The 25,239-nt window shown below is 39.5% G+C and carries 24 protein-coding genes; 2 read left to right on the top strand and 22 right to left on the bottom strand.

The features are described 5' to 3' along the window. Positions 1–11: 11 nt before the first annotated feature. The 19 genes from murA to LI954_RS03600 all read right to left on the bottom strand — a co-directional run bounded on the left by murA (position 12) and on the right by LI954_RS03600 (position 18,907). Positions 12–1,310: a UDP-N-acetylglucosamine 1-carboxyvinyltransferase gene (gene murA, locus LI954_RS03510; protein WP_202064682.1), complete on the bottom strand. Its 1,299-nt coding sequence runs from the start codon at positions 1,308–1,310 to the stop codon at positions 12–14. A gap of 102 nt (positions 1,311–1,412) precedes the next feature. After that, a complete protein-coding gene (locus LI954_RS03515) occupies positions 1,413–1,649 on the bottom strand; it encodes a DUF1146 family protein (RefSeq protein WP_229443637.1) in 237 nt (78 codons plus the stop codon). 214 nt (positions 1,650–1,863) lie between these two features. Then, on the bottom strand, positions 1,864–2,286 hold the full coding sequence (locus LI954_RS03520; RefSeq protein WP_229443734.1) for a F0F1 ATP synthase subunit epsilon: 423 nt from the start codon (positions 2,284–2,286) through the stop codon (positions 1,864–1,866). Between the two features lie 12 nt (positions 2,287–2,298). Then, positions 2,299–3,705, bottom strand: a complete 1,407-nt coding sequence (gene atpD, locus LI954_RS03525) for a F0F1 ATP synthase subunit beta (RefSeq protein WP_202064686.1) — start codon at positions 3,703–3,705, stop codon at positions 2,299–2,301. Positions 3,706–3,750: 45 nt separating this feature from the next. Then, entirely contained in the window at positions 3,751–4,656 is a 906-nt protein-coding gene (locus LI954_RS03530) for a F0F1 ATP synthase subunit gamma (protein WP_229443638.1), read from the bottom strand. Positions 4,657–4,670: 14 nt separating this feature from the next. Continuing rightward, positions 4,671–6,230, bottom strand: coding sequence for a F0F1 ATP synthase subunit alpha (gene atpA, locus LI954_RS03535; protein WP_229443640.1), 1,560 nt, complete (start codon positions 6,228–6,230; stop codon positions 4,671–4,673). A gap of 31 nt (positions 6,231–6,261) precedes the next feature. Beyond that, entirely contained in the window at positions 6,262–6,804 is a 543-nt protein-coding gene (gene atpH, locus LI954_RS03540) for an ATP synthase F1 subunit delta (RefSeq protein ID WP_202064689.1), read from the bottom strand. Then, complete coding sequence (gene atpF, locus LI954_RS03545) at positions 6,791–7,318, bottom strand: F0F1 ATP synthase subunit B (protein ID WP_202064690.1); 528 nt, start codon at positions 7,316–7,318, stop codon at positions 6,791–6,793. The genes atpH and atpF overlap by 14 nt, the downstream gene beginning before the upstream one ends. 535 nt (positions 7,319–7,853) lie before the next feature. Then, positions 7,854–8,075, bottom strand: a complete 222-nt coding sequence (gene atpE / locus LI954_RS03550; protein WP_202064692.1) for a F0F1 ATP synthase subunit C — start codon at positions 8,073–8,075, stop codon at positions 7,854–7,856. A gap of 53 nt (positions 8,076–8,128) precedes the next feature. Next, on the bottom strand, positions 8,129–8,848 hold the full coding sequence (gene atpB / locus LI954_RS03555; RefSeq protein ID WP_229441740.1) for a F0F1 ATP synthase subunit A: 720 nt from the start codon (positions 8,846–8,848) through the stop codon (positions 8,129–8,131). Positions 8,849–9,291: 443 nt separating this feature from the next. Beyond that, positions 9,292–9,756: an SsrA-binding protein SmpB gene (gene smpB / locus LI954_RS03560; protein ID WP_202064699.1), complete on the bottom strand. Its 465-nt coding sequence runs from the start codon at positions 9,754–9,756 to the stop codon at positions 9,292–9,294. 17 nt (positions 9,757–9,773) lie between these two features. Further along, positions 9,774–12,158 carry a ribonuclease R gene (gene rnr, locus LI954_RS03565; protein ID WP_229443642.1) on the bottom strand — a complete coding sequence of 795 codons (2,385 nt, stop codon included), beginning with the start codon at positions 12,156–12,158 and terminating at the stop codon, positions 9,774–9,776. Beyond that, positions 12,155–12,904, bottom strand: coding sequence for an alpha/beta hydrolase (locus tag LI954_RS03570; RefSeq protein ID WP_202065044.1), 750 nt, complete (start codon positions 12,902–12,904; stop codon positions 12,155–12,157). Before LI954_RS03570 ends, rnr begins: the two co-directional genes overlap by 4 nt. A 366-nt stretch (positions 12,905–13,270) precedes the next feature. Next, positions 13,271–13,507: a preprotein translocase subunit SecG gene (gene secG, locus LI954_RS03575; protein ID WP_229443644.1), complete on the bottom strand. Its 237-nt coding sequence runs from the start codon at positions 13,505–13,507 to the stop codon at positions 13,271–13,273. 847 nt (positions 13,508–14,354) lie between these two features. Beyond that, positions 14,355–14,630, bottom strand: coding sequence for a GNAT family N-acetyltransferase (locus LI954_RS03580; RefSeq protein ID WP_202064720.1), 276 nt, complete (start codon positions 14,628–14,630; stop codon positions 14,355–14,357). 2 nt (positions 14,631–14,632) lie between these two features. Then, complete coding sequence (locus LI954_RS03585; protein ID WP_202064722.1) at positions 14,633–14,905, bottom strand: (4Fe-4S)-binding protein; 273 nt, start codon at positions 14,903–14,905, stop codon at positions 14,633–14,635. 355 nt (positions 14,906–15,260) lie between these two features. Further along, positions 15,261–16,088, bottom strand: a complete 828-nt coding sequence (gene nadE, locus LI954_RS03590) for an ammonia-dependent NAD(+) synthetase (RefSeq protein WP_229443647.1) — start codon at positions 16,086–16,088, stop codon at positions 15,261–15,263. A 607-nt stretch (positions 16,089–16,695) separates the two neighbouring features. After that, positions 16,696–18,168, bottom strand: a complete 1,473-nt coding sequence (locus tag LI954_RS03595; protein WP_229443649.1) for a nicotinate phosphoribosyltransferase — start codon at positions 18,166–18,168, stop codon at positions 16,696–16,698. 328 nt (positions 18,169–18,496) lie between these two features. Beyond that, positions 18,497–18,907: a GtrA family protein gene (locus LI954_RS03600; RefSeq protein ID WP_202064735.1), complete on the bottom strand. Its 411-nt coding sequence runs from the start codon at positions 18,905–18,907 to the stop codon at positions 18,497–18,499. Between the two features lie 210 nt (positions 18,908–19,117). Here LI954_RS03600 and LI954_RS03605 point away from each other — a divergent pair, with 210 nt between their 5' ends. Continuing rightward, on the top strand, positions 19,118–19,876 hold the full coding sequence (locus LI954_RS03605) for a MerR family transcriptional regulator (RefSeq protein ID WP_202064737.1): 759 nt from the start codon (positions 19,118–19,120) through the stop codon (positions 19,874–19,876). Between the two features lie 226 nt (positions 19,877–20,102). Here the strand turns inward: LI954_RS03605 and LI954_RS03610 are convergent, their stop codons facing one another. Beyond that, a complete protein-coding gene (locus tag LI954_RS03610; protein ID WP_229443651.1) occupies positions 20,103–20,960 on the bottom strand; it encodes a Cof-type HAD-IIB family hydrolase in 858 nt (285 codons plus the stop codon). Positions 20,961–21,477: 517 nt separating this feature from the next. On the opposite strand from LI954_RS03610, the gene LI954_RS03615 reads away from it, so the two are divergent. Further along, entirely contained in the window at positions 21,478–22,236 is a 759-nt protein-coding gene (locus LI954_RS03615) for a TraX family protein (RefSeq protein ID WP_229443654.1), read from the top strand. Positions 22,237–22,339: 103 nt separating this feature from the next. On the opposite strand, the gene LI954_RS03620 is transcribed toward LI954_RS03615, so the two are convergent. Together LI954_RS03620 and LI954_RS03625 are read right to left on the bottom strand one after the other, a co-directional pair. Further along, positions 22,340–23,305, bottom strand: coding sequence for a D-2-hydroxyacid dehydrogenase (locus LI954_RS03620; RefSeq protein ID WP_229443656.1), 966 nt, complete (start codon positions 23,303–23,305; stop codon positions 22,340–22,342). Between the two features lie 5 nt (positions 23,306–23,310). Beyond that, on the bottom strand, positions 23,311–24,624 hold the full coding sequence (locus LI954_RS03625) for an APC family permease (protein WP_229441747.1): 1,314 nt from the start codon (positions 24,622–24,624) through the stop codon (positions 23,311–23,313). Positions 24,625–25,239 lie beyond the last annotated feature (615 nt).

The following is a 25,239-nucleotide window of genomic DNA, read 5'->3' on the forward strand; positions in this document are numbered from 1 at the left end:
CTACCCCTATCTTAACGAACTGCTGCTGTTTCCTTTGTTTCGACAGTATCTTCATTTATACGTTCTACTTTTGCACCCAGTTTTTGAAGCTTTTTATGGAATTCATAGTAGCCGCGATCCAAATATTTAAGATGAGAAACACGTGTGATTCCATTTGCACGCAGACCAAGCAGAATTAATGCTGCAGCGGCTCTTAAATCTGTCGCATTCACAGAAGCCCCCTGAAGCTCGTTACCACCGTTAATTACAGCAATATTCCCATCAATCTGAACATCTGCATTCATATTCATCATTTCCTCTAAATGCTGGAAACGATTTTCAAATACAGTTTCAGTAACAATGCTGGAGCCTTTTGCTAAAACCTGCATTGCAGTTACCTGTGCCTGCATATCTGTCGGAAATCCCGGATGAGGTAATGTCTTGATATCTGTTGGTTTAATTTCTTTTGGACCAATGACACGAATACCTTTATCTTCTTCCTTAATAACAGCACCCATTTCTGTTAATTTAGAAATTAACGGGCGATTATGTTCAATAATTGCTTCTTCAATTAAAACATCACCTTCTGTCATTGCAGCGGCAACCATAAACGTACCAGCCTCAATACGATCCTGAACAACCGAATGTTCAACAGCGTGCAGTTTCTGCACTCCTTCAATACGCATCATTTCTGTACCGGCACCATAAACCTGTGCACCCATTTTATTCAATACATTAGCCAAATCAACAATTTCAGGCTCTCTGGCAACATTCTCAATAATCGTTGTCCCTTTTGCCAAAACTGCAGCCATCATAATATTCTGTGTTGCTCCCACACTTGGGAAATCAAGATAGATTCTGCTGCCCTTTAATTCTTTTGCAACAGCTTCAATATAACCGTTCTTTTGAATAATTTCAGCTCCCAAAGCTTGAAATCCTTTCAAATGCAAATCAATTGGTCGTTTACCAATTGCACAACCGCCTGGCATCGCAACTTTTGCATGACCATTACGAGCCAGTAATGGTCCCATAACAACAATTGAAGCTCTCATTTGGCTTACATACTCATAATTTGCTTCAATTCCCAACGGTTTTGTTGCATCAATAATTACTTCATTCTCTTTTTCGTTAAAGTCTATATCTACATTTAAGTGTTTGATTACCTGATTCATTGTGAACACATCTGAAAGGATTGGTACATTCTTTAAAACAGTAGTCCCTTCTTCTGCTAAAAGTGTTGCTGCCAGAATCGGCAACACCGCATTTTTTGCTCCTTCAATCTTTACAGTTCCTTTTAATTGGTTACCGCCATGAACAATGATCTGTTCCATTTCGTTCCCTCCAAAAATAAGAATAGGTCTTTCCTACTCAAAATCTTTTCTATTATACCACTCTTTAATGTAAATTTGTACAATTACTTCATAAATAACTGTTTATGAAAAGAAAGATGTAAAGATATTACGACATAATGCAATAAATTCCAAAAAGAATGCACTTGACGTATATCCCAGAACAATAGAAAATAGAATAATCAAAACCCTAATTTGTGCAACATGGAGAGATTTAAAAAACTGATCAATTCTAACAGCCTGAAATGCCCAAAAACTCAGATATATAAATAATACATGAGAAGCAATTCGAATAATCGCATCAATCCCATAAAACTGCATAATGATTCTCCTTCTATCAGTAGTTCTCTTTCTTTTATTTGTAAAAGACAATACACGAATAGTTTATCACAAAAAAAGGAAAAATTATAAAAAAAATACCTTTTATTCATATGTATTTAATAATCTATGGCAAAAAATTGGAAATATACATCCTATTATGAAAAAAACAGCCACAAATAAGCCGCTCTCTTTGTGACTGCCTTCTTCTTTATTTTTACGTATGTTTGGCTACATTGATCCGGTTAATGGCCCTGTGCAGTGCCACATTCGCCCGTTTAAATTCATCAATATTATCATTTTGCCTAGCTTCCTGAATCATCTTCTCAGCACGCTGTTTTGCACGCTCTGCTCTGGAAACATCGATATCGCGTTCTCTTTCAGCACTGTCAGCAATGATTGAGACAATATTGTCACGAACTTCCAGAATACCGCCGTTTACTGCAATCCAATCTACATGTGTATCTGCATCTGTTCTTTTAATCCGAACCTCGTCAATTGCCAAAGGAACGATGATCGGCGCATGTCTGGGAAGAATCCCAATTTCACCGTCTGTCGTCCTTGCAACGACAATGCGGGCACGATGGTCATAAACCAGACCATCTGGAGTCATTACATTAACAGTTAACACATTATCCATCATGTACGCCTCCTAGTAGTTCAATGACTTCGCTTTTTCTATAACATCTTCAATTTGCCCTACACTTCTAAACGCTTCTTCAGGCAGGTCATCATATTTTCCTTCAAGAATTTCTTTAAAGCCTCTAACGGTTTCAGCAACCGGCACATAAGAACCAGGCTGACCTGTAAACTGTTCTGCAACATTAAAGTTTTGAGACAAGAAGAACTGAATTCTACGAGCTCTCCCTACAAGAATTTTTTCATCATCGGACAATTCGTCCATCCCCAGAATAGCAATAATGTCCTGCAGCTCTCGATATCGTTGAAGTACATGTTGAACCTCAGTTGCCACATGGTAGTGCTCCTCGCCAACAATTTCAGGTGTCAATGCACTGGAAGAAGAAGCAAGCGGATCAACCGCCGGATAAATTCCCTGCTCAGTCAGACGTCGTTCCAGATTAGTTGTTGCATCCAGATGGGCAAAGGCAGTAGCCGGAGCAGGATCAGTATAATCATCAGCCGGTACATAAATTGCCTGAATAGAAGTAATTGATCCTTTTTTCGTTGAAGTAATCCGTTCCTGCAGCTGGCCCATTTCAGTTGCCAGAGTAGGCTGATAGCCCACTGCAGAAGGCATCCGTCCAAGCAGAGCTGAAACTTCTGAACCCGCCTGTGTAAAGCGGAAAATATTGTCGATAAACAACAGAACATCCTGTCCTTCTTCATCACGGAAATGTTCTGCAATCGTTAAACCGGTCAAAGCAACACGCATACGAGCGCCTGGCGGTTCATTCATTTGTCCAAATACCATGGCAGTTTTTTCGATAACCCCTGAATCTTTCATTTCATAGTAGAGATCGTTCCCCTCACGTGTCCGTTCTCCTACACCGGTAAATACAGAGATTCCGCCATGTTCCTGTGCAATATTATGAATAAGCTCCTGAATCAGTACCGTTTTCCCGACACCTGCACCCCCAAAAAGTCCGACTTTTCCCCCTTTTAAGTAAGGAGCAAGCAAGTCAATGACCTTAATTCCGGTTTCAAGAATTTCACTGCTGGTGCTTAACTCATCAAAAGTCGGTGCTTTTTTATGGATACCGCTTCTTTTGGCATCTTCCGGAAATGGTTCCTCCAGATCAATGGTGTTGCCGAGTACATTAAATACCCGTCCAAGCGTTTCCTTACCAACAGGAACAGAAATTGGTTTGCCTGTATCAATAACTTCCATTCCTCTTTGCAGTCCATCCGTTGATTCCATGGAGATTGAACGAATAACACCATCTCCAAGCTCCAACGCAACTTCCAGTACTACTTTTTGTTTATCTTTGCCGTTTTTATATACAACTAATGCATTATTTATGTCAGGCAGCGGCTGATCCAAAGAAAACTCAACATCAACAACCGGGCCAATGACTTCAATAATTTTTCCTGAACTCATGTTTCTTCCTCCAGTCTTCCTAAGTCTTATCTTTCAGACCTTTGTTTATTCCAGTGCAGCGGCTCCCGCTACGATTTCTGTAATTTCCTGAGTAATAGCTCCTTGTCGGGCACGATTATAGGAAATCGTCAGATCATTAATAATTGTTTTCGCATTATCCGTTGCTGTCTTCATCGCTGTCATTCCAGCGGCATGCTCTGCAGTCTTGGCATCAATGATTGCCCCGTAAATCAAACTCTCTGCATATTGAGGCAGCAAATGATCTAAAATTGCTTCTTCTGAAGGTTCCAAAATGTATTCCTGTTCATAAGCTGCATCCTCATCGGGATCCAAGTCAGAAATCGGGAGCATTTTTTCAACACGGAACTGACTGGTCAGAGAGTTAATATGATGATTGTAACAAACATACAGTTCATCAAATACTTCACTGCTGTACATTGAAGTCGCTGTAGAAACGATTTTCCTGACTTCATCAAAAGAGGGCTGATCTGTCAGACCTCTCAGTTCATAGGCAATATCATATCCCCTTGTCTTAAAAAAATCTGCGCCGACTCCGCCAATCGTAATCAAAACATATTCATTTTGATGGTCATGATCATTCTGAAGCATGCTCATTGTCTGTTTAAGAATTGAACTGTTGTATCCGCCAACTAGTCCTTTATCCGAAGTAATCACAATATACCCGGTTTTCTTGACTAGTCTGGTAGCCAGCATAGCATGATAGCCATTCAAATCCGAATCATCATTTAATTCTTCCAGATCACTGAGCTGGGAAGCCACAAGATGAGTAACAATCGAACGAATCTTGGCAGCATATTCCTGAAAGTTTTTTGAAGCAGCCTCTGATTTGGTTAGCTTAGCTGCTGAAACCATCTGCATAGCCTTAGTGATTTGACTGGTTTTTTTTGTTGAAGCGATACGTTGTTTGATTTCATTCAATGAAGCGCCCATTTCCACTCACCTCTCTATGCGTTGGTCATTTTCTCTTTTAATTCTTCAACTGCTGATTTTCCTGTATTATTTGAAGAATTGAAAACGTCCTTGAATTCTAAGATTGCTGCTTTCAGCTCTTCCTCATCCGGAAGGTCTTTTGTAGCTCGAATTATTTCAAATAGTTGTGGATATTTTCCATCAATATAATTGAACAGCTCTTCTTCAAAATTCAAGATTTTGTCTACGCTGATACTATCCAGCATTCCTCGAGTCAATGCAAACAAAATAACTACCTGCTTTTCAACTGATAAAGGAGCATGAAGCTTCTGTTTCAAAATCTCAACCGTTCTGCGGCCGCGATTTAGTTTTGCCTGTGTAGCTGAATCTAAATCTGAGCCAAATTGAGTGAAGGCTTCCAGCTCACGATAGCTTGCCAAGTCCAGACGAAGTGTGCCCGCAACCTTTTTCATAGCTTTAATCTGAGCAGAGCCGCCGACACGTGAAACAGATAACCCTGCATCCACAGAAGGTCGAATTCCGGAATAGAACAAATCACTTTCCAGGAAAATCTGACCATCTGTAATTGAAATGACGTTTGTTGGGATATACGCTGAAATATCTCCAGCCTGAGTTTCTACAAACGGCAATGCAGTCATCGAACCGCCGCCAAGTTCATCACTCAGTTTCGCTGCCCGTTCAAGCAGACGAGAATGAAGATAGAATACATCTCCCGGATAGGCTTCACGACCTGGAGGTCTGCGCAGCAGTAAAGATAATTCACGATAAGCAACTGCCTGCTTTGACAAATCATCATAAATGATCAAAACATGCTTGCCGTTATACATAAATTCTTCACCCATGGCTGCTCCTGCATAAGGCGCAATATAAAGCATCGGCGCAGGCTGAGAAGCACTTGCTGTTATTACAATTGTGTATTCCAGCGCACCAAATTTACGCAGTGTTTCCACTTGTGAGCGAACTGTTGATTCCTTTTGTCCAATTGCAACATAAATACAAATAACATCCTGACCTTTTTGATTAATAATCGTATCAATTGCAATAGATGTTTTTCCTGTTTTTCTATCGCCGATAATCAGTTCACGCTGACCTCTACCAATAGGAACCAGTGCATCAATAGCTTTCAGACCGGTTTGCATTGGTTCATTTACTGACTTCCTCTGCATCACTCCCGGTGCCGCAGCTTCGACTGGTCGGAATTTGTTTGTTTTGATTTCTCCCAAACCGTCAACGGGCTGTCCCAGCGGATTGACAACGCGGCCAATCAGAGCTTCTCCAACCGGAACTTCCATAATCTTGCCGGTCCGTTTGATCTTATCGCCTTCACGAATCGATTCAAACTCACCCAAAATGATAATTCCGACATCATTTGATTCTAAATTTTGCGCCATTCCGTAGGCTCCATTTGAAAATTCCAAAAGCTCACCGCTCATTGCATTTTCCAAACCATGAGCGCGGGCAATTCCATCCCCTACATAAGTTACTGTTCCCACTTCTTCAACTGCTAATGCCTGTTGATAATGTTCTATTTGTTCTTTTATTAAAGCACTGATTTCTTCTGCTTTGATGGACATTTGCGTCACCTCTTTATTCTCTGTTAAAAGTCTATCTCAACAATTGCTCTTCTATTTGCTGCAGCTGTCTTCTAAGACTGCCGTCAATCACTTTGTAATTGGCTCCAATAATTGCACCGCCTAAAATTTTAGGTTCGATTAAATTAATTAAATTTGCTTCTTCATATCCCAGCAGATTTGCTGCTTTCGCTTCAATCTGACGATGCTGTTCTCTGTTCAAAGGTACTGCGGTAATTACTGTCCCCAAAATCAGACTTTTATGATCATCATATCTTCGTTCATATTCATCAATCATCAGCAGCATGTCATTCATGCGGCTGTAACTGTGAACAACTTGAAGAAAGCTTTCCACAGTCCCAGAAAATCCCTTCAGAAGCTGTTCCATAATCTCATTTTTTTCTGTAGGCTCCAGCCGAGCATCACTAAGGATATCTCCAATTCCCGGAACAAGATGATAGACTTCTCTCAATTTTAATAATTGTTGATAAACATCATCGGCCTCCTGCTTTTCCAACGCCAGTTCGAACAGTGCTTTGCCGTAACGCTTACCTACCATGTATTTATCGAGTTTCATCAAGTTGACCTAAATTATCAATATAAGAATTGATTAATGCTTCATGAGCATCTGGTGTCAATTCTTTTGTTAATAGTTTTTCTGCAATCTGGATAGATAAAGATGCGACTTCCTCTTTAATTGCTGCAATTGCCTGATCATGCTCCTGTTCAATGTCATTTTTTGCTTTTTCTTTTAAGCGTGACACTTCTTCAGTTGTTTCTGCCAAAGTTTTTCTGTAGTTTTGATCGCCGCTTTCTTTGGCATTCTTAATGATCTCAGCAGCTTCTGTTTTAGAAGCCAGCAGTTCTTCCTGGCGTTGTTGTTCCATTTTAGCAGCCGAAATTCGAGACTGCTCTGCAGAATCCAAATTATTTGCAATTTTATCTTCACGTTGTTTTAATATATCGGTAATTGCGCCCCATGCAAATTTTTTAATCAGCAGCATTAAAATTAGAAATGCTCCGGTAACGACAATAATGGTACCCAATGTTGTACTGGGCGCTGCTTCACCTAAAATAAACTGTGTAAGCATGAAGTTTCGCCATCCTTTCTTTGCATTCTTAAAGGTATTCTATCAGAATTTTACAGTGAGCTTCCATTCATTCCTTCACCAAAAATTTAGTTGGTTTGTGAATATTCTCCTGTAAAAATTATCCTACAGAGTTCATGACGAAATATATCATGACTCTTAATAATTTATAAACGGTGTTCCAGTCTTTATATGCCTCTGCGATCAGCTATCTCCTATTTAAGCTTGAATGTCTACACAATCAGCAGATCATCGTTTCGCATACCCTCTTCACTAGATGTTTCTGCACTTGCAGAAAATCCTTGTATCTACGACTCTCACATTGTCCACTTCTCAATACAAATGCGCCTGCTTAAAAAAGCGTTGGCATGTCTTGTATGTTCCTCAAACATGCGACGAGCATTCGAAGAAGCGTAGAAGAATGTCCTTGCATGACCCCCTCAGACAAACAAAAAGTTGTCACACACTCTCTTTTGTATAAATAGAAGAAAGCAGTGACGGTAGGTTTTACCAACAGCGTCCTGCCTTCTATAGTAAATTATCTCAGCACCAACAATAATGCAATAACTACACCCAGAATAGGAACTGCTTCGATCAGGGCTACCCCGATAAACATTGTTGTTCTTAACTGACCGGCCATTTCAGGCTGACGTGTCATTGATTCAAGAGTCTTGGAAATCACTTTCCCATTCCCGTATGCTGCTCCTACTGCTGCTCCAAATACTGCGATCGCTGCTGCGATATAATTTAATCCGTCCATTTTCTATTCCTCCTGAAATGTTGATAGTTAACTACCGTTTTTACTTTTAACTACTACTCTTCTTCAATTTCAACTTTGTGAGCCATGTAAACCATTGATAAAGTCACAAAAATGAAAGCTTGAATCCCGCCAATAAACAATGAGAAGGCCAACCAGATCATTTCCAGCGGTATTGCCAGCGGAATGACCCAAAACCCTACTCCAGAAACCAAACCTGCAATCAATCCCAACAACACTTCACCTGCATAAATATTTCCATACAGACGCAAAGCAAGTGTCAGCAGATTCGTAAACTCCTCCATAAACTTGATCGGCAGTAGAAAACCTACTGGCTTCAAAAAGCTATTCTTGAAATACCCTGCTACTCCAAATCGATTAATACTGAATACATGCGTCAATATAATCATAATCAGCGCCAGTGTAAGCGTAACAATCGGATCGGCTGTCGGACTCTTCCAGTAGGAAGTTTCACCAACCGTAATTTTCGTAACCAAGCCAATGGTATTTGCAACGAGAACAAATAGAAAAAGAGTGAAGGATAATAAGTGAAAATTTGTTACTTCTTTACCAGGCATGTTGTCTGTAATAATTCCGCGAACAAAATCAATTATCCATTCAATCACATTCTGTTTTCCTTTTGGCTTCAGCTGCAAATTTCTTGTGCAGAGATAGACTATGGCAAAAACGATCACACAAGTTAATAAAACCATGATACAAATTGTCTTATCAAACCATATGGGACCAATATTGAAGAGGGGTGTTTTCTCTTCCATTTTTTTCACCTCTTTTCCGCTCAACTACATGATAATTTTTAAAGTTGTTTTCAACCACAACGTATAATACCACCAACGATCGCGAATTACAAAGTATTTTCATGAAAATTCGACACTCTATTTAAAGTGACAAAATATTCTTTTCATTTCTTCTTCATTCCACCATTATCCGAGGCATAAAAACGAACGCAGCCAACTCTTAAATAAAAACGATGGCAGACCATCAGTTTCTTCTACACTCTAACAAATTTTTCAAGGAAGATAAAGAAAAGAAGCGAAATATGCGAAAAAGAATATATAACAAATTAAATATGATTTAAGACGATTTTTTTCTTTTAGAAATACATGAAAAGTTTTTGAAAAATTAATTTTTCCACCCAGCTTCTCATAATCAAAATAAACAGGCGGAGAAACGGTATTCTCCGGCACTGCCTCGTTAATAGTTATCTTAAGCTGTTTTTTAGTGTTCGGCTGATTTGCCGATCTGCTTCTTTACGTTTCAAATCTTCACGTTTATCGTATTGCTTCTTCCCTTTTGCAAGACCAATTAAGACTTTGGCAAAGCCGTTTTTAATGTAAACTTTCAAAGGGACCAGTGTAACTCCAGTATTTTTTGTTTCACCGATCAGCTTACTGATTTGCTTTTTATGCAGCAGCAGCTTTCTTGTCCTTAAAGGATCATGATTAAAAATATTTCCCTGCTCATACGGGCTGATATGAACATTGTAAAGATAGGCTTCACCGTTTCTGATTCGGGCAAAACCATCCTTTAAATTAATTCGTCCATTACGAATAGATTTAATTTCCGTTCCCTGCAATACAACCCCTGCTTCCACTGTGTCAATGATGGTATAGTCATGTCTTGCTTTTCTATTTTGAGCAACTAATTTTCCTTCTCCTTTAGGCATCACAAACTCCTCCGTTGTTATTTTTTCTTTTTGTTCTTCATTTTATTTTTGCCTATTTGTTTATAAAACGGCTTTTTCCCATTTTTCTTTCCTTTAGAAGCTTTCTTACCAGAAGATGCCTGCTTTCCCTGTTTATAATCAGGATTTTTCGTTTTTCCTCTTCCCTTGCCGTGGTCTGTTCTCCTGCGGCTTCTTCTATTTTCTGATCTTGGCTTGTTTATTTCCAGACGCTCTAATTCTTCTGCTTCGATTAATTCAAAATCAATTTCCCTTGTTTCCGGCTCCGATTTTTCAACCCTGATTCGAACCTTCTGACCGATTTTTAATGTTAATCCTGTCCGTTCACCCACAAGAGCCAGATGTTTTTCAACAAAATGGAAATAATCCTGCTTCAGCGAATTGACATGTACAAGTCCTTCTATAGTATTTGGCAGCTCAACAAAAATACCAAATTTTGTCACTGAGCTGATAATTCCCTCATACTCTTCACCAATCTTGTCTGCCATAAATTCAGCTTTCTTCATGCTTTCCACTTCACGTTCAGCTTCCACTGCCCGACGTTCCATTTTTGAACTGTGATCGGCAATATCCGGCAGGTGTGCAGCCCATTTTTCCTGCATTTTTTCTGATTTATCTGTTCCATAGCTGCGAATCAGACGATGAACGATTAAATCCGGATAACGACGAATCGGAGAAGTAAAATGTGTATAATATTCCGCTGCCAGACCATAGTGTCCATAGTTGTCCTCTGAATAGCGAGCCTGCTGCATACTGCGCAGCAGCATAGTGTTGATGACAGGCTCTTCCGGCTTACCTTCGATTTGAGTCAGCACACGCTGTAAATCTTTAGGTGTGATATCTGCCTTTGTTCCTTTGACCAGAATACCCAGCATCGCAGCAAAATCAAAGAAACGCTGCATTTTTTCCTCTTTGGGCTGTTCATGGATTCGATAGATAAATGGCAGATTTAATTTAGAGTAGTGCCGCGCCACTGTTTCATTGGCTGCAAGCATAAATGATTCTATCAGACGCTCGCCCAAACCACGTTGCCGAAGCAGAATATCTTGGGGATGTCCCTCTTCATTAACCAGAACCTTTGCTTCATTGTCTTCAAATGAAATCGCACCTCGCTGTTCTCTCATTTTTTCCAAAATAGCATGAAGCTCGGCCATTTCCCGAAACATCGGTACCAGCTGCTGGTATCTTTCTATCGTTTCAGCATTCTGTTCTTCCAAAATTTCATTTACAGCAGTATAAGTCATTCGTTCAGTGGTCTGAATCACACTTTGAAAGATCTCATGCTTGATGACAGTCCCCTCAGGTGAAATCTCCATCTCACAGCTCATTGTCAGACGGGGAACTTTAGGATTCAACGAACAAATACCGTTAGACAGCCGTTGCGGCAGCATTGGAACCACTCGATCGGTTAGATAAACACTAGTTCCCCGGTCATAGGCTTCTCTGTCCATTTCATTTCCTTCTGTCACGTAATAGGAAACATCTGCAATATGAACGCCCAAAAAGTAATTCCCGTTTTCCAGTTTCTTCACAGTAACTGCATCATCCAAGTCCTTTGCATCTTCACCGTCAATCGTGACAATCATCGAGTCGCGCAAATCTCTGCGGTCTTTTATATCCTCTTCCGAAATAGTATCCGGTACTTTATCAGCTGCTGCAAGGACTTCATCCGAAAAGGAAGTTGGAATCCCGTGAGCGACAATAATGGACAAAATATCCATTCCCGGATCATTCTTATGACCAATGACTTTTTTTACGATTCCCTCTAAACTCGCAGCATACCCTTTTTCAGGATAGTGTGTCACTTCTATAATCACCACGCTGCCATCCACTGGTTTAATTCCCTCAGCTGCTGCATAGACCGTCAGGCGGCTCAGCTTTTTATCTTTAGGTATAATGTAGCCGTATAAATCAGTCTCAGCAGACTCTTCTTCATCATAAGCGGAAAATTCTCCAACGATTTGTGTGATGGCCCTTTTTTGAATCGAAAGAACAGCTCCTTCTGCTACTCTTTCAGAAAAAGGATCTGCCGGCTGTAAAATATCAACTATAACGGTATCTCCATCCATAGCATAATTAGTATGTTCCTTTGAAATATATACATCCGGCTCCTCCTCGTCAATTGTAACAAAGCCGAATCCACGTTCATTGGCCCGAAAAATACCTTCAACGGAAATTCCTTTTTCCGGCAATTTAATTTTGCCCTTTTTTGTAAACTCGATTAGGTTTTCACGCTCCAAAGCAGCAGCAGTTTGTACAAGCAGCTTAAAATCTGAGCCTTTTTGCAGATTCAAGCCTTCTGCCAGCTCCTCCATTGAAAAGCTCTTCTTTTTTTGTCCTTCCATATAAGAAAGGATTGTTTCCTTAATTGTTTGTTTTGTCATTTGTTCTCCTTATCCCAAGGCAGTGTCTCCAAAAAATTGGCAACATCCTGCTCTAATTCTTTATGACCGGGACCCACAGTCAGAACATGTCCGCTGTTCGGATACCAGTTGAATGTAAGTTTCGTGGTTGTCAGTGCTTCAATTGTTTTAAATACACCTTTTGCATCAATCATTTCGTCCTGCCCGGCCTGAGCTGCGAAAACTGGGACAGAGATTTTCCCCAAATTCTCCGCAGTTGCTGAAGCATATTGTTCAATTTGCTCCAGCTGCTGAACAGCCCGCTGCTTGATGCTTATCATTCTTTTTTCTATTTCCTCCGCCTCTGCTCCGGAAATCTTTAAAACATTTTCTGCATAAACAGCAAAATTTTCTGGCACATGGGTCTTTACCGGGAAAATAGGTGAACAGAAGAAGCCACCGCCAACGATTTCATCAAATGTTTGAGTCAGCAGGTTCACTGCAAAAACACCGCCCATTGATAATCCCAGCACTGCTATTTGCTCATACCCATGTTCTTTTAGAAACGCAACAGCCTGCAGCGTATCGTTTTCCCAGTCGTTCACCGTCTTATTTAAAATATCTTCTGGAGCCATCGTAGCATGTCCCGAAAATATGGGAGTATAAACTGTATAATTCTCTTTTTCCAAATACCGGCAAAGCATACGAACATCATTGCTGCTTCCGGAATAAGCATGAAGTAAGAGAATTGCTTTTGGACCCTGTTCCACAAACAGGGGTTTAGGCATAACTAGTTTTCTTTTCACATATATTCACCTCAGTTTTATTCTATCACATTATTACAGGAAAACCTTACAGAAGAAGTCTTGTCGAGAGAGGCATTACGCATACTGTTCCCCGTCTTCAACTCTTCTGGCTGCTTACTAAAATTCAGTTTGTTCAAAAACAGTCACAAAATATTTTTAGAGAATTATTTCATTCCCGCTGCAGAAGACTTAGGCAAAAAAAAAGTCTGAAACACTACTCTTAAGCGAGCATGTCCAGACCAAAAAATTTAACACCATTGTCTGCATAAACTATTTTCAAGCTTAAAACATCTAAATATGCTACCAGCTGAAAATATGTATGCATTCGTTCATTTCTTAAAGTGCAGCTTATTTAGATGACAAGATTGATAAAACAAATAACAAAATCATCCAGGTTGCACCAATTGCAGTAGTTGCACGCTGCATTACAGCTTCAAATCCGCGGGCTTTCTGTTTTCCAAACAATTTATCTGCTCCGCCGGTGAATGCACTTGCTGCACTGTTTTGTTTACTTGGCTGCATTAAAATTGAAATTACCATAACTACTGAAAGAATAATTACAACAGTTAAAATAAAATTATACATCTATTCATACTCCCTTATTCTACAAAATTACACATTTAACATCTTAGCACAAATTTCACTTAAATACTAGCGATAATTTTTTACTGCACAACAAACTGCTTACTTTCAACCATTTTATAAATTCCCATAACTAAGGAAAGATCCTGCTTTGGTTTCCAGTAAAAAGTACTGTTGTAAATCAACCACAAAAGAACGCTTTCATACCACAATAAATACGAAACTATAGGTCTGTGCCATTAGTATGTTCAAAACCCTTAAAAACGATTAAACGGTGCTCCAGTCTTTGTATGATTCAAGCATTCGCAAGAAGCGTAGGAGCAAGTTCTTACATGCCCCTCAGACATGCTCCGAGGATCGGAACGAAGTCCTTTATTTCTAAATGGCAAAGCCATTTAGAAATTGTTGAGATCGAAACGAAGTGTAGTGTAGTGAGACTCGTAGATACAAGGCTTTCCCACTATTGCAGGAACAGCAGGCAGAATAGCATGCAAAGCTCTGATGGAGATAAATTTGGCAAAATTTATTCCATATACAAAGAGATAGCTGTATATGTAACGACAATTCGATGAATTTACAAGATTCATTCATTAACAAGAGTGAACGATCGCAGGCAGCATCTCGAAAATAAGCCGAATACTCTCAAAAATATAGAAAGCTCCAGGTAAGTACACAGTCAAAGCGTAATGTTTTGTTTTCTCGTGCAAGCACTCGTCACAGTTTAGAACTTATAAGTGCAAAAAGTAATCGCAGGAACACTTGCATGATCTTAACTGCAACGAAGTAACCGCAAGAGCAATTACTGTATGCGACGAGTAATCACAGGAACATGGAGAAGCTTTGTCACAACCTATTTTCTTAATACGTCTCCATATTCTGGCTTCATATCAAATTCTTTTTTTGCAAACGGGCATAAAGGAATAATCTTTTTTTCTTCACGACGTGCTTTCTCGACCCCTTTTGCCACCAGCTGTTCAGCTAAATGCTGACCTCTGTATTCCGGATCTACAAAGGTATGATCAATAATTATCATTTTTTCGCCTGCGACAGACCAGGTCATCTCACCAATTTCTTTCTTTTCATCATTATAAAGTGCAAAACGGTCTTGTTCTTCTCTGATTTCCAAGATTACTGCTCCTCTCTTCTAATATATTTAAGCGCTCCGCTTGGACAACTGTCAACCACACGAATATTCTCTTCCAAACTGCCATTGTCAGCAATGATCCATGGTCGTCTTCCTACTTCAAACACTTCTGGGTTTCCACGAACACAATTACCGATATGTGCACAGATATCTTTATTGTAGTAAATATCCAGCTCAGCTCCAATATATTTTCTATATCCCTGCGCTGTAAGTATTTCTTCGGTAACCGGCACACCATTTATTCTACTTCCATCCATTCAAATGACCTCCCTGTTTTCGACAGTCGATTCCTGCTGTCAATCTATATTTCGATTTTAACAACTAATGATTTATAGCACAAATATTTATTCTTTTGAGACAATCAGACTTCCCTTATTTTCTTTTTTAAACGATTTAATTTTTGAGATGATAGGATTTAGGACATATCTGAAGACCCCAATGATGAATATGTTCCAAAAATAGATATGAGCTGATTTCGCTAATTAACGACTGAAAAATAAATCTAAACGAGTCAAAAAACGACTGGAATTTTATGACTTTCCCAAAAGTTAGATCAACTATCCAACTCCAGAGTCCAGTTCATTTTCCAGTCGTTTATCACAGTATTATTCTTTATTTCCAGAAATCATCAAATATTGAGATTGGCAAATGGCGCTTGTGCTGCGTTTTTTTATACCAGCCTTCTATCGTCCCAGCTGCCTGCTCCTTAATTTCTTTTCCTTCCAGATAATCATCAATATCATCATAGCTGACACCCAATGCCGCTTCATCAGCAACCAGCGGTTTATCATCTTCCAAATCAGCTGTAGGAACTTTTAAATACAATGATGAATCAGCTCCCAAAGCTTTTAAAAGTTCTTTTCCCTGACGTTTGTTTAAACGAAACAACGGTAAGATATCCGCTCCTCCGTCACCGAATTTTGTAAAAAATCCAGTAATATTTTCTGCCGCATGATCCGTGCCGATAACCGCCCCGGACTTTTCTCCTGCCACAGCGTACTGAACAATCATTCGTTGACGTGCTTTCATATTCCCCTTATTAAAATCACTGATTACCGTTCCGCCCTCTCCCAAGGATTGAACACAGGCATCAACCGCCGGACGGATATTCACCCGTAAAGAAACGTCTGGCTGAATAAAGCCGAGCGCTTTTTGGGCATCTGCTTCATCCACCTGTTCTCCATAGGGCAGCCGAATGGCGATAAACTTGTACCCGTTATCTCCTGTTTCTTTTCTCATTTCTTCGATCGTCAGTTGAGCTAGTCGTCCTGCTAAAGTGGAGTCCTGCCCTCCGCTGATCCCTAATACCAGAGATTTCAAAAAAGGATGCTTGTAAAGATAGGCTTTCATGAAATCAATGCTTTTCCGAATTTCGTCCTGCGGATTAATCGATGGCTTCGTTCCCAATTCTTCAATAATCGCTTTTTGTAATGGCTTCATAAAAAATCCTCCTGTGATCAGTTCTAGCTAAAACCTATGATAAACTCAAATTTTCCAGACACGCCCTAAGACCTGTTTAAAAATTTCAGTGGCGAATGTTTCCGGAAAAATAGATATGGGCTAGTTTCATTTAAAAAAAGAAATGCTACCCAATTCTCCACATTGTCATACACATACCTTCTCACTAGTTTATTTATCTTAATGAGAGTGCCCATTTCACTAGATGTTTCTACACAAGTGGAAAATCCTTGTATCTACGAGTCTCATCCTATTCGATTTTTGATACAAACCTGTCTATTTGGAAACGCACTGGCATGTCTCATATGCCCATCAGACATATGACAAACATTCAAAGAAGCGTAGGAGCAAGTTCTTGCATGATCCTCAGACATGCGACGAGCATTCGTAGAAGCTTAGGAGCAAGTTCTCTTTCGATTCAGTGAATCGATTTTATGACCACAAAATCAAGTTCATTCTCAGTTCGCATACCATTCTACTAAAAGTTCCTGCATAAATAGGACTGACAACTCATCATCATTGTGTTTTTTCCTTGATATCCGCTAAAAGCCCTGAAAAAGCTGTTTCCTCAATAGTTTCCAGTCACACTCTAATTATTTTCGCTCAATGCATTGACATCTTTTCTCACTTTTTCCAGCAGACGCATTTTATGATTCCAGCACTCTGTTGACAAGTCCACTGGATATTTCTGCGGATTTAAATCCCGTTTGTATTCTTCCCATAGAGAATCCAGGTTTTCTTTGCAGTACTGCTTAATCTCTTCCAGAGACGGTAGTTCATACACTCGCTTTCCTTCAACAAAGATCTCTCTCAAAACCGGTCTTGCATCAAAGTTTCGAACCGTTTTATTGATGAAGGTATGAACCGGATGAAACATAAAAATCTCTTCTTCTTCACGCGGATCTTCTTCCCATAAGGTTACGTAGTCTCCTTCAGATTTATTATCTGACTTGCGGGTAATTCGCCAAACTTGTTTTTTCCCGGGAGTTGTTACTTTTTCTGCATTGCTTGATAATTTGATTGTATCCTGCATCACGCCCTGCTCATCCTCAATGGAAACAAGCTTGAAAACAGCCCCCAAAGCCGGCTGGTTATAAGCCGTAATTAATTTTGTCCCTACTCCCCAGACATCAATCTTTGCTTTTTGCATTTTCAGACTGAGAATTGTATTTTCATCTAAATCATTGGATGCATATATTTTTGCTCCAGTATATCCGGCTTCATCTAATTGTTCTCTGACTCTTTTAGAAATATAGGCCATGTCGCCGCTGTCAATTCGAACACCAAGAAAATTGATCTTTTCTCCCATTTCATTGGCAACACGAATAGCATTTGGCACTCCTGATTTCAACGTATCATACGTATCAACCAGAAATACACAATCTTTATGCGTTTTAGCATATGCCAAAAATGCTTCATAATCATTTCCGTAAGACTGCACCAGTGAATGCGCATGCGTCCCGCTGACTGGAATACCAAAGACTTTTCCAGCACGGATATTACTTGTTGCATCAGCGCCTCCTATATAAGCCGCACGTGTTCCCCACACCGCAGCATCCAATTCCTGCGCCCGTCGAGTCCCAAATTCCATCAAAGGATCGTCGCCAATGACTGATTTGATTTTAGCTGCCTTGGTTGCAATCAGTGTTTGGAAATTCACCATATTCAAAAGAGCTGTCTCTACCAGCTGGCACTGGGCAAGTGGACCTTCAATCTGAATCAGAGGTTCATTATTGAAAACAAGATCTCCTTCCAAAGCAGAACGTACAGTACAAGAGAATTTGAATTCTTTAAGATAAGCTAGAAATTCTTCCGGATAATTCTCAACCTCTCTTAGGTAGGCGATATCTGTTTCTGAAAATGTCAGATTTTCAAGATAATCAACTAATCTTTCCAACCCGGCAAAAATTGCGTACCCATGATTGAACGGCATCTCTCTAAAATAACATTCAAATACTGCATTCAGATCTGCCCGTCCCAGTTCCCAGTATGTCTGCATCATATTAATCTGATACAGATCTGTGTGTAGAGTCAAACTGTCGTCCTGATAAACTTTTCCCATTTCGAAACCTCGATCCTTTATTTGGTAGTTCAAAAGTTACTAACTAAAATTATCCAATCCCCTGCTGTTACTGGGGTTCCGATACTTTTCGGCTCTCCCCCCTCTAAGCATCAGTAGTGACTGTTATCTTAGGGGGCGAAGCAAACACCTTACAATGAGCAGCATTGAGCTAAAACCGCTGCTCTGACGCACTTTCTTCCTGTGCTTTTTAACGTCAGAACGCTCAATGATGGCGGCTCGTTGTCAAGTGCTCCGGTTATTTAGCTATTTTTTCATAGATTTTTTTGAACTCCCCTTTATTTTTAGCAGCCGGAATGGTTTAAACCACTTACTGTGCTTCGTTCCTAAAGATTAAAAACTTGCTGAAAAAATAATTAAGTACAACTACAATCACCTGAGTAACCAGCTTTGCGAAAAAATTCGGAGCATGAATTACCTCAATTAGAAGCAGCATAACACCCATATCAATTACAAATGATAAGATACGATACCAGTAAAAAAGAAACATCTCTTTCCAAAACAATTGTCTGCTTCCAACTAAACTTTGGAAAACAAAATATTTATTCGTAAAGAATGCAAATAGTACAGATAAAAACCAACTGATCACATTACTCAATTTATAATCAAGTAATAATAGATCTGTACAAATGAAATATACAACCAAATTAATTACTGTAGTTGCTACGCCAAAAAACAAATATGCAACAACTTCCTTATATTTCTGAAACAATCCCTTCATATTTTCATCGATCCTTTCATTTATTTATTCTATCAAAAAAGGAGCAGAAAACCCAATATTTTTGAACAGTTTACTGCTAAATCCTTTTGCAGCAGTATGTTTCCTGCTTTCCAACTCATTTTCTATTTATTTTATCTATTTTTTTATATAATAAGCTTGACTATGACGTTACGTAAACGTTTATGATAAGAAATGTCAGGAGGAAAACAAATGGAATATACAATTAATAAACTGGCCCTGCTTTCCGGTGTCAGTACTCGTACGCTTCGTTATTATGATGAAATTGATTTATTAAAACCTGCGCGGGTAAATTCATCAGGCTATCGTATATACGGGAAAAAAGAGGTCGATCGGCTCCAGCAAATTCTTTTTTATCGTTCACTGGACATGAAACTGGAGGCAATCAAAAATAGTTTAGACAAACCTGACTTTGACTTTGAAACAGCATTGGAGAAGCACTATCAGGAACTTCTCAAAAAAAGAGACCAGATTGACTTGCTCCTTCTGACTGTGGAAAAGACATTACACTACCATAAGGGGGATATACAAATGAAAGATACAGAAAAATTCAATGCATTTAAGCAACAAAAATTAGTGGAAAATGAAGAAAAATACGGAGAAGAAATCCGTGAGAAATATGGCAAGGAGACAGTTGAAGCCTCCAACAAAAAGTGGGAGAATATGAGTGAAGAAGCTTTTCAGGCAATGAACGCTTTGGAAGACCAGCTGTTTGATGCTCTGGCAGAATTGTCTGAGACAAAAGATCTCGACTCTGAAACAGCGGAAACAGTTTACACACTTCATAAAAAATGGCTGAGCTACTCTTGGGCAAACTATTCAGCAGAAGCTCACTGTGGTTTGGCTGATATGTACCTGGCAGACGAACGATTTGCCGAATACTACAACAAGCGCGGAGGCGCAGAAACAACAGAATTACTCTCTCAGGCAATTAAAAAATACGCAAAATAGAAAGTTTAGGACAGAATCAAAGTTCCAAACTCTCTTCATATCTAAACCCGAATAAACGGCGGTACAAACTCCACATCATTAGGCGACTATTTTGTCTCTGCTGCACCTAGTCGCTATGACTGGACACTGAAAAAGATCAGGAAACAGAAAAAAAGTCTGTGATAAAAAACCGGTATCCAGCGAAACAGATTGTTTCGCCGAATACCGGTTTTATTAATCTGGTTTTCTAGTTGCTGGTAATCAAATGATCAAAGATAAACTTTCCAACACCGCCATTCGCACAATGATCCGTAATTATCCTGGCCTTTGCTTTAACTGCTTCTGATGCATTTTCCACCGCAACAGGAACGTCAACAGCATCAAGCATGGCCAGATCATTTTCACCATCTCCAATACCATAACTTCGCCCCCCAGAAAATTCCGTCATAAAGTGACGAACTGCATGACCTTTGCTGCTAAGCGGATTAACCACTTCCAAACATTGATAATAAGAAGAAAATACATGGGTTGTCTCGCTATTTAACATGTTTCTCAAGCATTCCAGTTCTTCATCGTCTGCTTCCATTATCTCGATTTTCAGAATTTTTAATTCGGAGTTTTCACTTAAGTATTGAACCGGATCATCCACATGCTGACATTCTTCTGCAAAAAATTTTTCCTTAAAGTCCATAATCCTCGTGCCTGTTTCACCCATCGGCTTAAGCCGCTTTCTCAAAGCTGAGTAATGCGCTCTATAGAGTCGATCAGATTTCATAATTATTCCATTATCCGTATGAATAAAATAGAAAATATTCCGTTCTTCAACTACCGAAACGATTTCCCTGCATATACCTAAAGAAAGCCAGGATCTGTAGACAGGCTCTTCTCCCATTAAGCGATATCCCGCACCATTACTGAAAATAACATCACAGTCATTTGTTAGCTGAGAAAGCAGCTCACGAAGCTGATCATAGCCTCTTCCACTAATAAAAACAAAATGATCTCCCTGATTTTGCAACGCATCTATTCCATCAAAATTTATTTTAGGTATCTCTCCGCCAATATCCTGAAAGGTACCATCAATATCACAAAAAACTACATTCATTTTCTTTCCTCTCTTTCAATTTTTCAAGTATAGCATGTTTACTAATATTTTTTCTTAATCTTAAAAAATTAACTATGGTAAAATATTTGGTATACTGTTTTATAGATGTAACAGGCAGCTTTTCAAAAGAAGCATTGCTGTTAAACAGATACACAGAGGTTGCTGAATTTCTAAGAATGCAGTTTTATAACGGAATAAAGTCAGTCTCCCCATGAATAACTTTACAATAAAGCAGCTCGAAACAATCTATGAAAGCTCTGTGCTAAATAACCGGTGCACTTGACAGCGAACCGCCAACATTGAGTACTCTGACACTCAAAAATACAGAAAAAATGCATCAGAACAGCAATTTTAGTTCAATGGCGCTCACTGTAAAGTGTTCGCTTCATCACCTTAGACAACAGCTTTGGCACGAGCGGGAAACGTAACAACAAGCGGAACCCGCACTATTGTTAATTTTTCAGAGCATTTTTTAGACTATATTTTGAAATACGTATAATAAACAAGGAGTTATTTTATGAATAAAAAAGGTTATTTTTCCGGCAGTACACTGAAATGGATTGCCATTATCACTATGTTTATGGATCATTCAGCTAAACTGCTTTACTTACCTCAGTCAATTATTGAGCAGCTGCCGCCTGCTATGGAAACCTTTTACACAGCTCTAATTAAGATTTTTGATATTTTTCTTATTTTAGGAAGATTATCCTTTCCGCTTTTTTGTTTTTTGCTGGTGGAAGGCTTTGTGCATACCTCCAATGTAAAAAAATATTTTAGCCGTTTACTGATTTTCGCGCTTATATCAGAGGTGCCCTACGATCTGGCATTCAGAAATTCATTTTTTACACTGGAAAAACAAAATGTATTCTTTACTCTGCTGATTGGTCTGGTCGTTCTTATGGAACTGGAGAAAGTCAAGGAACGTACACCATTGAACATCATCCTTTCCCTTGGCATTGTTTTTGCCGGTATTTTTACAGCTGAGTTTCTTCAAACCGATTATGGCGGTTGGATTGGTGTTTTACTGATTTCTGTGCTGTACTATCTGAGAGAATATCCATTAGTAAAATGTCTTGCCGGCGGCTTGGTCATTCTTCAAAACAGTATCAGCGGATTATTTTCATTTATCTTTATTTATTTTTATAACGGACAAAGAGGGCGACAATGGAAATATCTGTTTTACTGGTTTTATCCAGCTCATTTGCTGGTGCTGATTGGTATTCAGCAATATATCCTTCTGCCTTATATTCGAATGATTTTTTCTACAATCCCTTAAAAAAAGCATGTCTGCTTTTCAAATCCGTAACGGTTTAAAAAGTAGACATGCTTATTTTTTAGAAATGATTTCCGGACAGATTCCCTCAAATAATTATCGACAGCTAAAGATTCACTACATTTTTTGGTTGTCCGTCTAAAAATTGACATAAATTATCAACAGCAATCTCCATCAGACGCTGCCTTGTTTCTACCGGAGCCCAGGCAATATGGGGAGTCAAATAACAATTAGGTGCTTTCAATAAAGGATTATCCTCCTCGATTGGCTCAACGGATACTACATCAGCCCCTAATGCTGCAAGCTTTCCAGTATTCAACGCCAAGGCAACTGCCTGTTCATCCAAGAGACCGCCCCGTGAGGTATTAAGTAAAACTGCGCCCTCTTTCATTTTTTGAACAGCTTCGTGATTGATCATTTTTTCTGTTTCAGGAAACAGCGGCAAATGAAGACTCACAATATCTGCTTTGTCATAAAGCTCATCTAACGAGACCTGTTCAGCCCAACTCTCCTGCGGCTGCTTCGGTCGATAATTATAATAAATAACTGTCATCTTAAATGCATGGGCAATTTCCGCTACTCTTTGAGCGATTTTCCCGTAACCGACCAATCCAATGGTTTTCCCTGAAAGTTCAGTCAAAGGCAGCTTCCAATAGCAAAAATCTTCACTTCTCTGCCATTCGCCGGAATGTACCGATACATTATGAAGTCCAACCTGACTGAAAATCTCCAACAACAAAGCAAATGTAAACTGCGCTACTGCATCTGTACTGTAATCAGGGATATTCGTCACTGGAATCCCTTTCTGACGGGCTGCTTCAACATCGATCACATTATAGCCGGTTGCCAGTGCACCGATATATTGAACCCTAGGGCAAGCAGCCAATATCTCTTTCGTAATCGGCGTCTTGTTTGTTAAGACTGCCTGGGCAGAACCAATTCGTTCAATGATCTCAGTATGGTCGGTGTAAGAGGTTCGATCGTACCTCCTTACATCTCCCAACTTCTCCAGGTCCTGCCAACTCAAGTCTCCCGGGTTCAGCGTATAACCATCTAAAATTACAATTTCCATTTCACTCAGCCTTTCTTTTGCTGATAATAAAACACCGGAATGCCCACACAGGTCATTCCTATCCCAACAAGTGCCAGCATAGGAGTAGTAACGGCTGTCATAACCAAGATAAAACCGCCTCCAACCATGGCAATCAACGGTACAATCGGGTACAAAGGAACTTTATAGGGACGTTTCAGCTCAGGCTCTGTTTTTCGTAAACGAAGTACCCCCCAGAATAACAGAAGACTGAAAAACCACATAACAAATACCAGCATATCAGTCAGTAAATCAAAATTTCCTAAAGTAATCATAACACAGGCGATTCCCAATTGAACATAGGCAGCGATAAAAGGAGCATTTGTTCGTTTTGACAGTTTCCCAAATGCTGTACTAAATGGCAGCTGATTTTCCAGTGCCATTGCATAAGGGACACGCAAGCCTGTCATTGTATAGCCATTTAAAGCACCATAAACTGAAATTAAAATACCAATAGTCACAAGCTTGCCGCCAAATTCTCCAAAGATAACCATTGCAGTTTCCGAAGCACTGTTCAAATTCCCTGCAATTGAAGAGATCGGCAGTGTTTTTAAAAAGACCAGATTGATTAAAACATAGACAATTGTTACGAAGCTTAAACCTAAAATAATTGCTTTGGGTAAATCTTTTTCCGGATGTTTCATTTCTCCTGCAATATTTCCTACACCCAGCCAGCCGTCATAAGCAAAAAGAGTGGCTAAAAGTGCACCGCTAACTCCCACCGCCCAAGAATTTCCTTGCCCAGAAGACATTGTGAAGAGCGAAACATCAACTTTCCCAGGCGTAAAAAGACCGACAATAATAATTAAGGCAATAGGGATCAATTTAACTGAAAGAGTAAGCGACTGCACTCCTGCTGCAGTTTTTGTCCCCAATAAATTAATTCCTGTAACGCTGACTGCCGTACAAAAAGCCAACGGCAGCAAATTGCCTGCTGACAGATGAAACAGGTTAACCAGCTGCGTAGCAAAAATAATACTCAACGCAGCAATATTGGCAGGAAAATAAATGATACTCTGTGCCCATCCTAATAAAAAAGAAGGAAGCTTACCATAAATCCTTTCAATATAGCGAATAGGTCCGCCAGTTTCAGGGATTGCTGTAGCAAGCTCTGCCACTGTCAACCCACCACAAATAGTTAAAAATCCAGCCAACAGCCAGACAACTAACGTCAAACCAGTTGCCTGTGTTTTCTCTACCACTGCAGCAGCTTTAAAAAAGACTCCTGCTCCGATTACCGTACCCATAACCGTTGATAACGCCCCAAAAAAAGAAATTTCCCGTTTTAATTCATTTTTCACTTAGTCACTTCCTCCATTTAACAATAATGAAAGTATACTGGAAGAGACCTCAGGTTGCCACTGAAAAATGACTATTTTCAGGAAATAATCTAAATTAAAATAAAATACGCAGAATTTCTCTACTAATTAAATATCTAGAGTTAGAATAGTCTTTTTCTCTTGTAACTATCTTTCTCCAAGTTCTTGGTAACGGGATGCATCGGAAAACATCCGATAAATAATTCGTACCATCAAATATACGGTCGCTACGACCACTTTTTGTGTCCGGTATTCCTTCTTATCTGAAAGAAAAATACCTGTATTCGATTGGGTTTCCCATGAAAAAATGTACAAAAGGAGCTATTCTACTTAAAATAGAAACGATTTATTCTTATACGCAGGTTCTGTGACTTAATGATTGGTGCATATCTTTTTGTGCGATGAGTAACCGTAGGAGCAAGCTTTTTATGCGACGAGTAACCGCAGGAGCAAGCTTTTTATGCGACGAGTAATCGCAGGAGCAAGCTTTTTATGCGACGAGTAATCGCAGGAGCAAGCTTTTTATGCGACGAGTAATCGCAGGAGCAAGCTTTTTATGCGACGAGTAATCGCAGGAGCAAGCTTTTTATGCGACGA

This window comes from Enterococcus sp. CWB-B31, from assembly GCF_020567645.1.
GTDB lineage: Bacteria > Bacillota > Bacilli > Lactobacillales > Enterococcaceae > Enterococcus_L.

Excerpts from the sequence above, each read along its gene's own strand:
- murA (WP_202064682.1), bottom strand. The coding sequence starts at position 1,310 with ATGGAACAGATCATTGTTCATGGCGGTAACCAATTAAAAGGAACTGTA.
- LI954_RS03515 (WP_229443637.1), bottom strand. The coding sequence starts at position 1,649 with ATGCAGTTTTATGGGATTGATGCGATTATTCGAATTGCTTCTCATGTA.
- LI954_RS03520 (WP_229443734.1), bottom strand. The coding sequence starts at position 2,286 with ATGGATAATGTGTTAACTGTTAATGTAATGACTCCAGATGGTCTGGTT.
- atpD (WP_202064686.1), bottom strand. The coding sequence starts at position 3,705 with ATGAGTTCAGGAAAAATTATTGAAGTCATTGGCCCGGTTGTTGATGTT.
- LI954_RS03530 (WP_229443638.1), bottom strand. The coding sequence starts at position 4,656 with ATGGGCGCTTCATTGAATGAAATCAAACAACGTATCGCTTCAACAAAA.
- atpA (WP_229443640.1), bottom strand. The coding sequence starts at position 6,230 with ATGTCCATCAAAGCAGAAGAAATCAGTGCTTTAATAAAAGAACAAATA.
- atpH (WP_202064689.1), bottom strand. The coding sequence starts at position 6,804 with ATGAAACTCGATAAATACATGGTAGGTAAGCGTTACGGCAAAGCACTG.
- atpF (WP_202064690.1), bottom strand. The coding sequence starts at position 7,318 with ATGCTTACACAGTTTATTTTAGGTGAAGCAGCGCCCAGTACAACATTG.
- atpE (WP_202064692.1), bottom strand. The coding sequence starts at position 8,075 with ATGGACGGATTAAATTATATCGCAGCAGCGATCGCAGTATTTGGAGCA.
- atpB (WP_229441740.1), bottom strand. The coding sequence starts at position 8,848 with ATGGAAGAGAAAACACCCCTCTTCAATATTGGTCCCATATGGTTTGAT.
- smpB (WP_202064699.1), bottom strand. The coding sequence starts at position 9,756 with ATGCCTAAAGGAGAAGGAAAATTAGTTGCTCAAAATAGAAAAGCAAGA.
- rnr (WP_229443642.1), bottom strand. The coding sequence starts at position 12,158 with ATGACAAAACAAACAATTAAGGAAACAATCCTTTCTTATATGGAAGGA.
- LI954_RS03570 (WP_202065044.1), bottom strand. The coding sequence starts at position 12,904 with ATGCCTAAACCCCTGTTTGTGGAACAGGGTCCAAAAGCAATTCTCTTA.
- secG (WP_229443644.1), bottom strand. The coding sequence starts at position 13,507 with ATGTATAATTTTATTTTAACTGTTGTAATTATTCTTTCAGTAGTTATG.
- LI954_RS03585 (WP_202064722.1), bottom strand. The coding sequence starts at position 14,905 with ATGGATGGAAGTAGAATAAATGGTGTGCCGGTTACCGAAGAAATACTT.
- nadE (WP_229443647.1), bottom strand. The coding sequence starts at position 16,088 with ATGAAGCCATTACAAAAAGCGATTATTGAAGAATTGGGAACGAAGCCA.
- LI954_RS03595 (WP_229443649.1), bottom strand. The coding sequence starts at position 18,168 with ATGGGAAAAGTTTATCAGGACGACAGTTTGACTCTACACACAGATCTG.
- LI954_RS03600 (WP_202064735.1), bottom strand. The coding sequence starts at position 18,907 with ATGAAGGGATTGTTTCAGAAATATAAGGAAGTTGTTGCATATTTGTTT.
- LI954_RS03605 (WP_202064737.1), top strand. The coding sequence starts at position 19,118 with ATGGAATATACAATTAATAAACTGGCCCTGCTTTCCGGTGTCAGTACT.
- LI954_RS03610 (WP_229443651.1), bottom strand. The coding sequence starts at position 20,960 with ATGAATGTAGTTTTTTGTGATATTGATGGTACCTTTCAGGATATTGGC.
- LI954_RS03615 (WP_229443654.1), top strand. The coding sequence starts at position 21,478 with ATGAATAAAAAAGGTTATTTTTCCGGCAGTACACTGAAATGGATTGCC.
- LI954_RS03620 (WP_229443656.1), bottom strand. The coding sequence starts at position 23,305 with ATGGAAATTGTAATTTTAGATGGTTATACGCTGAACCCGGGAGACTTG.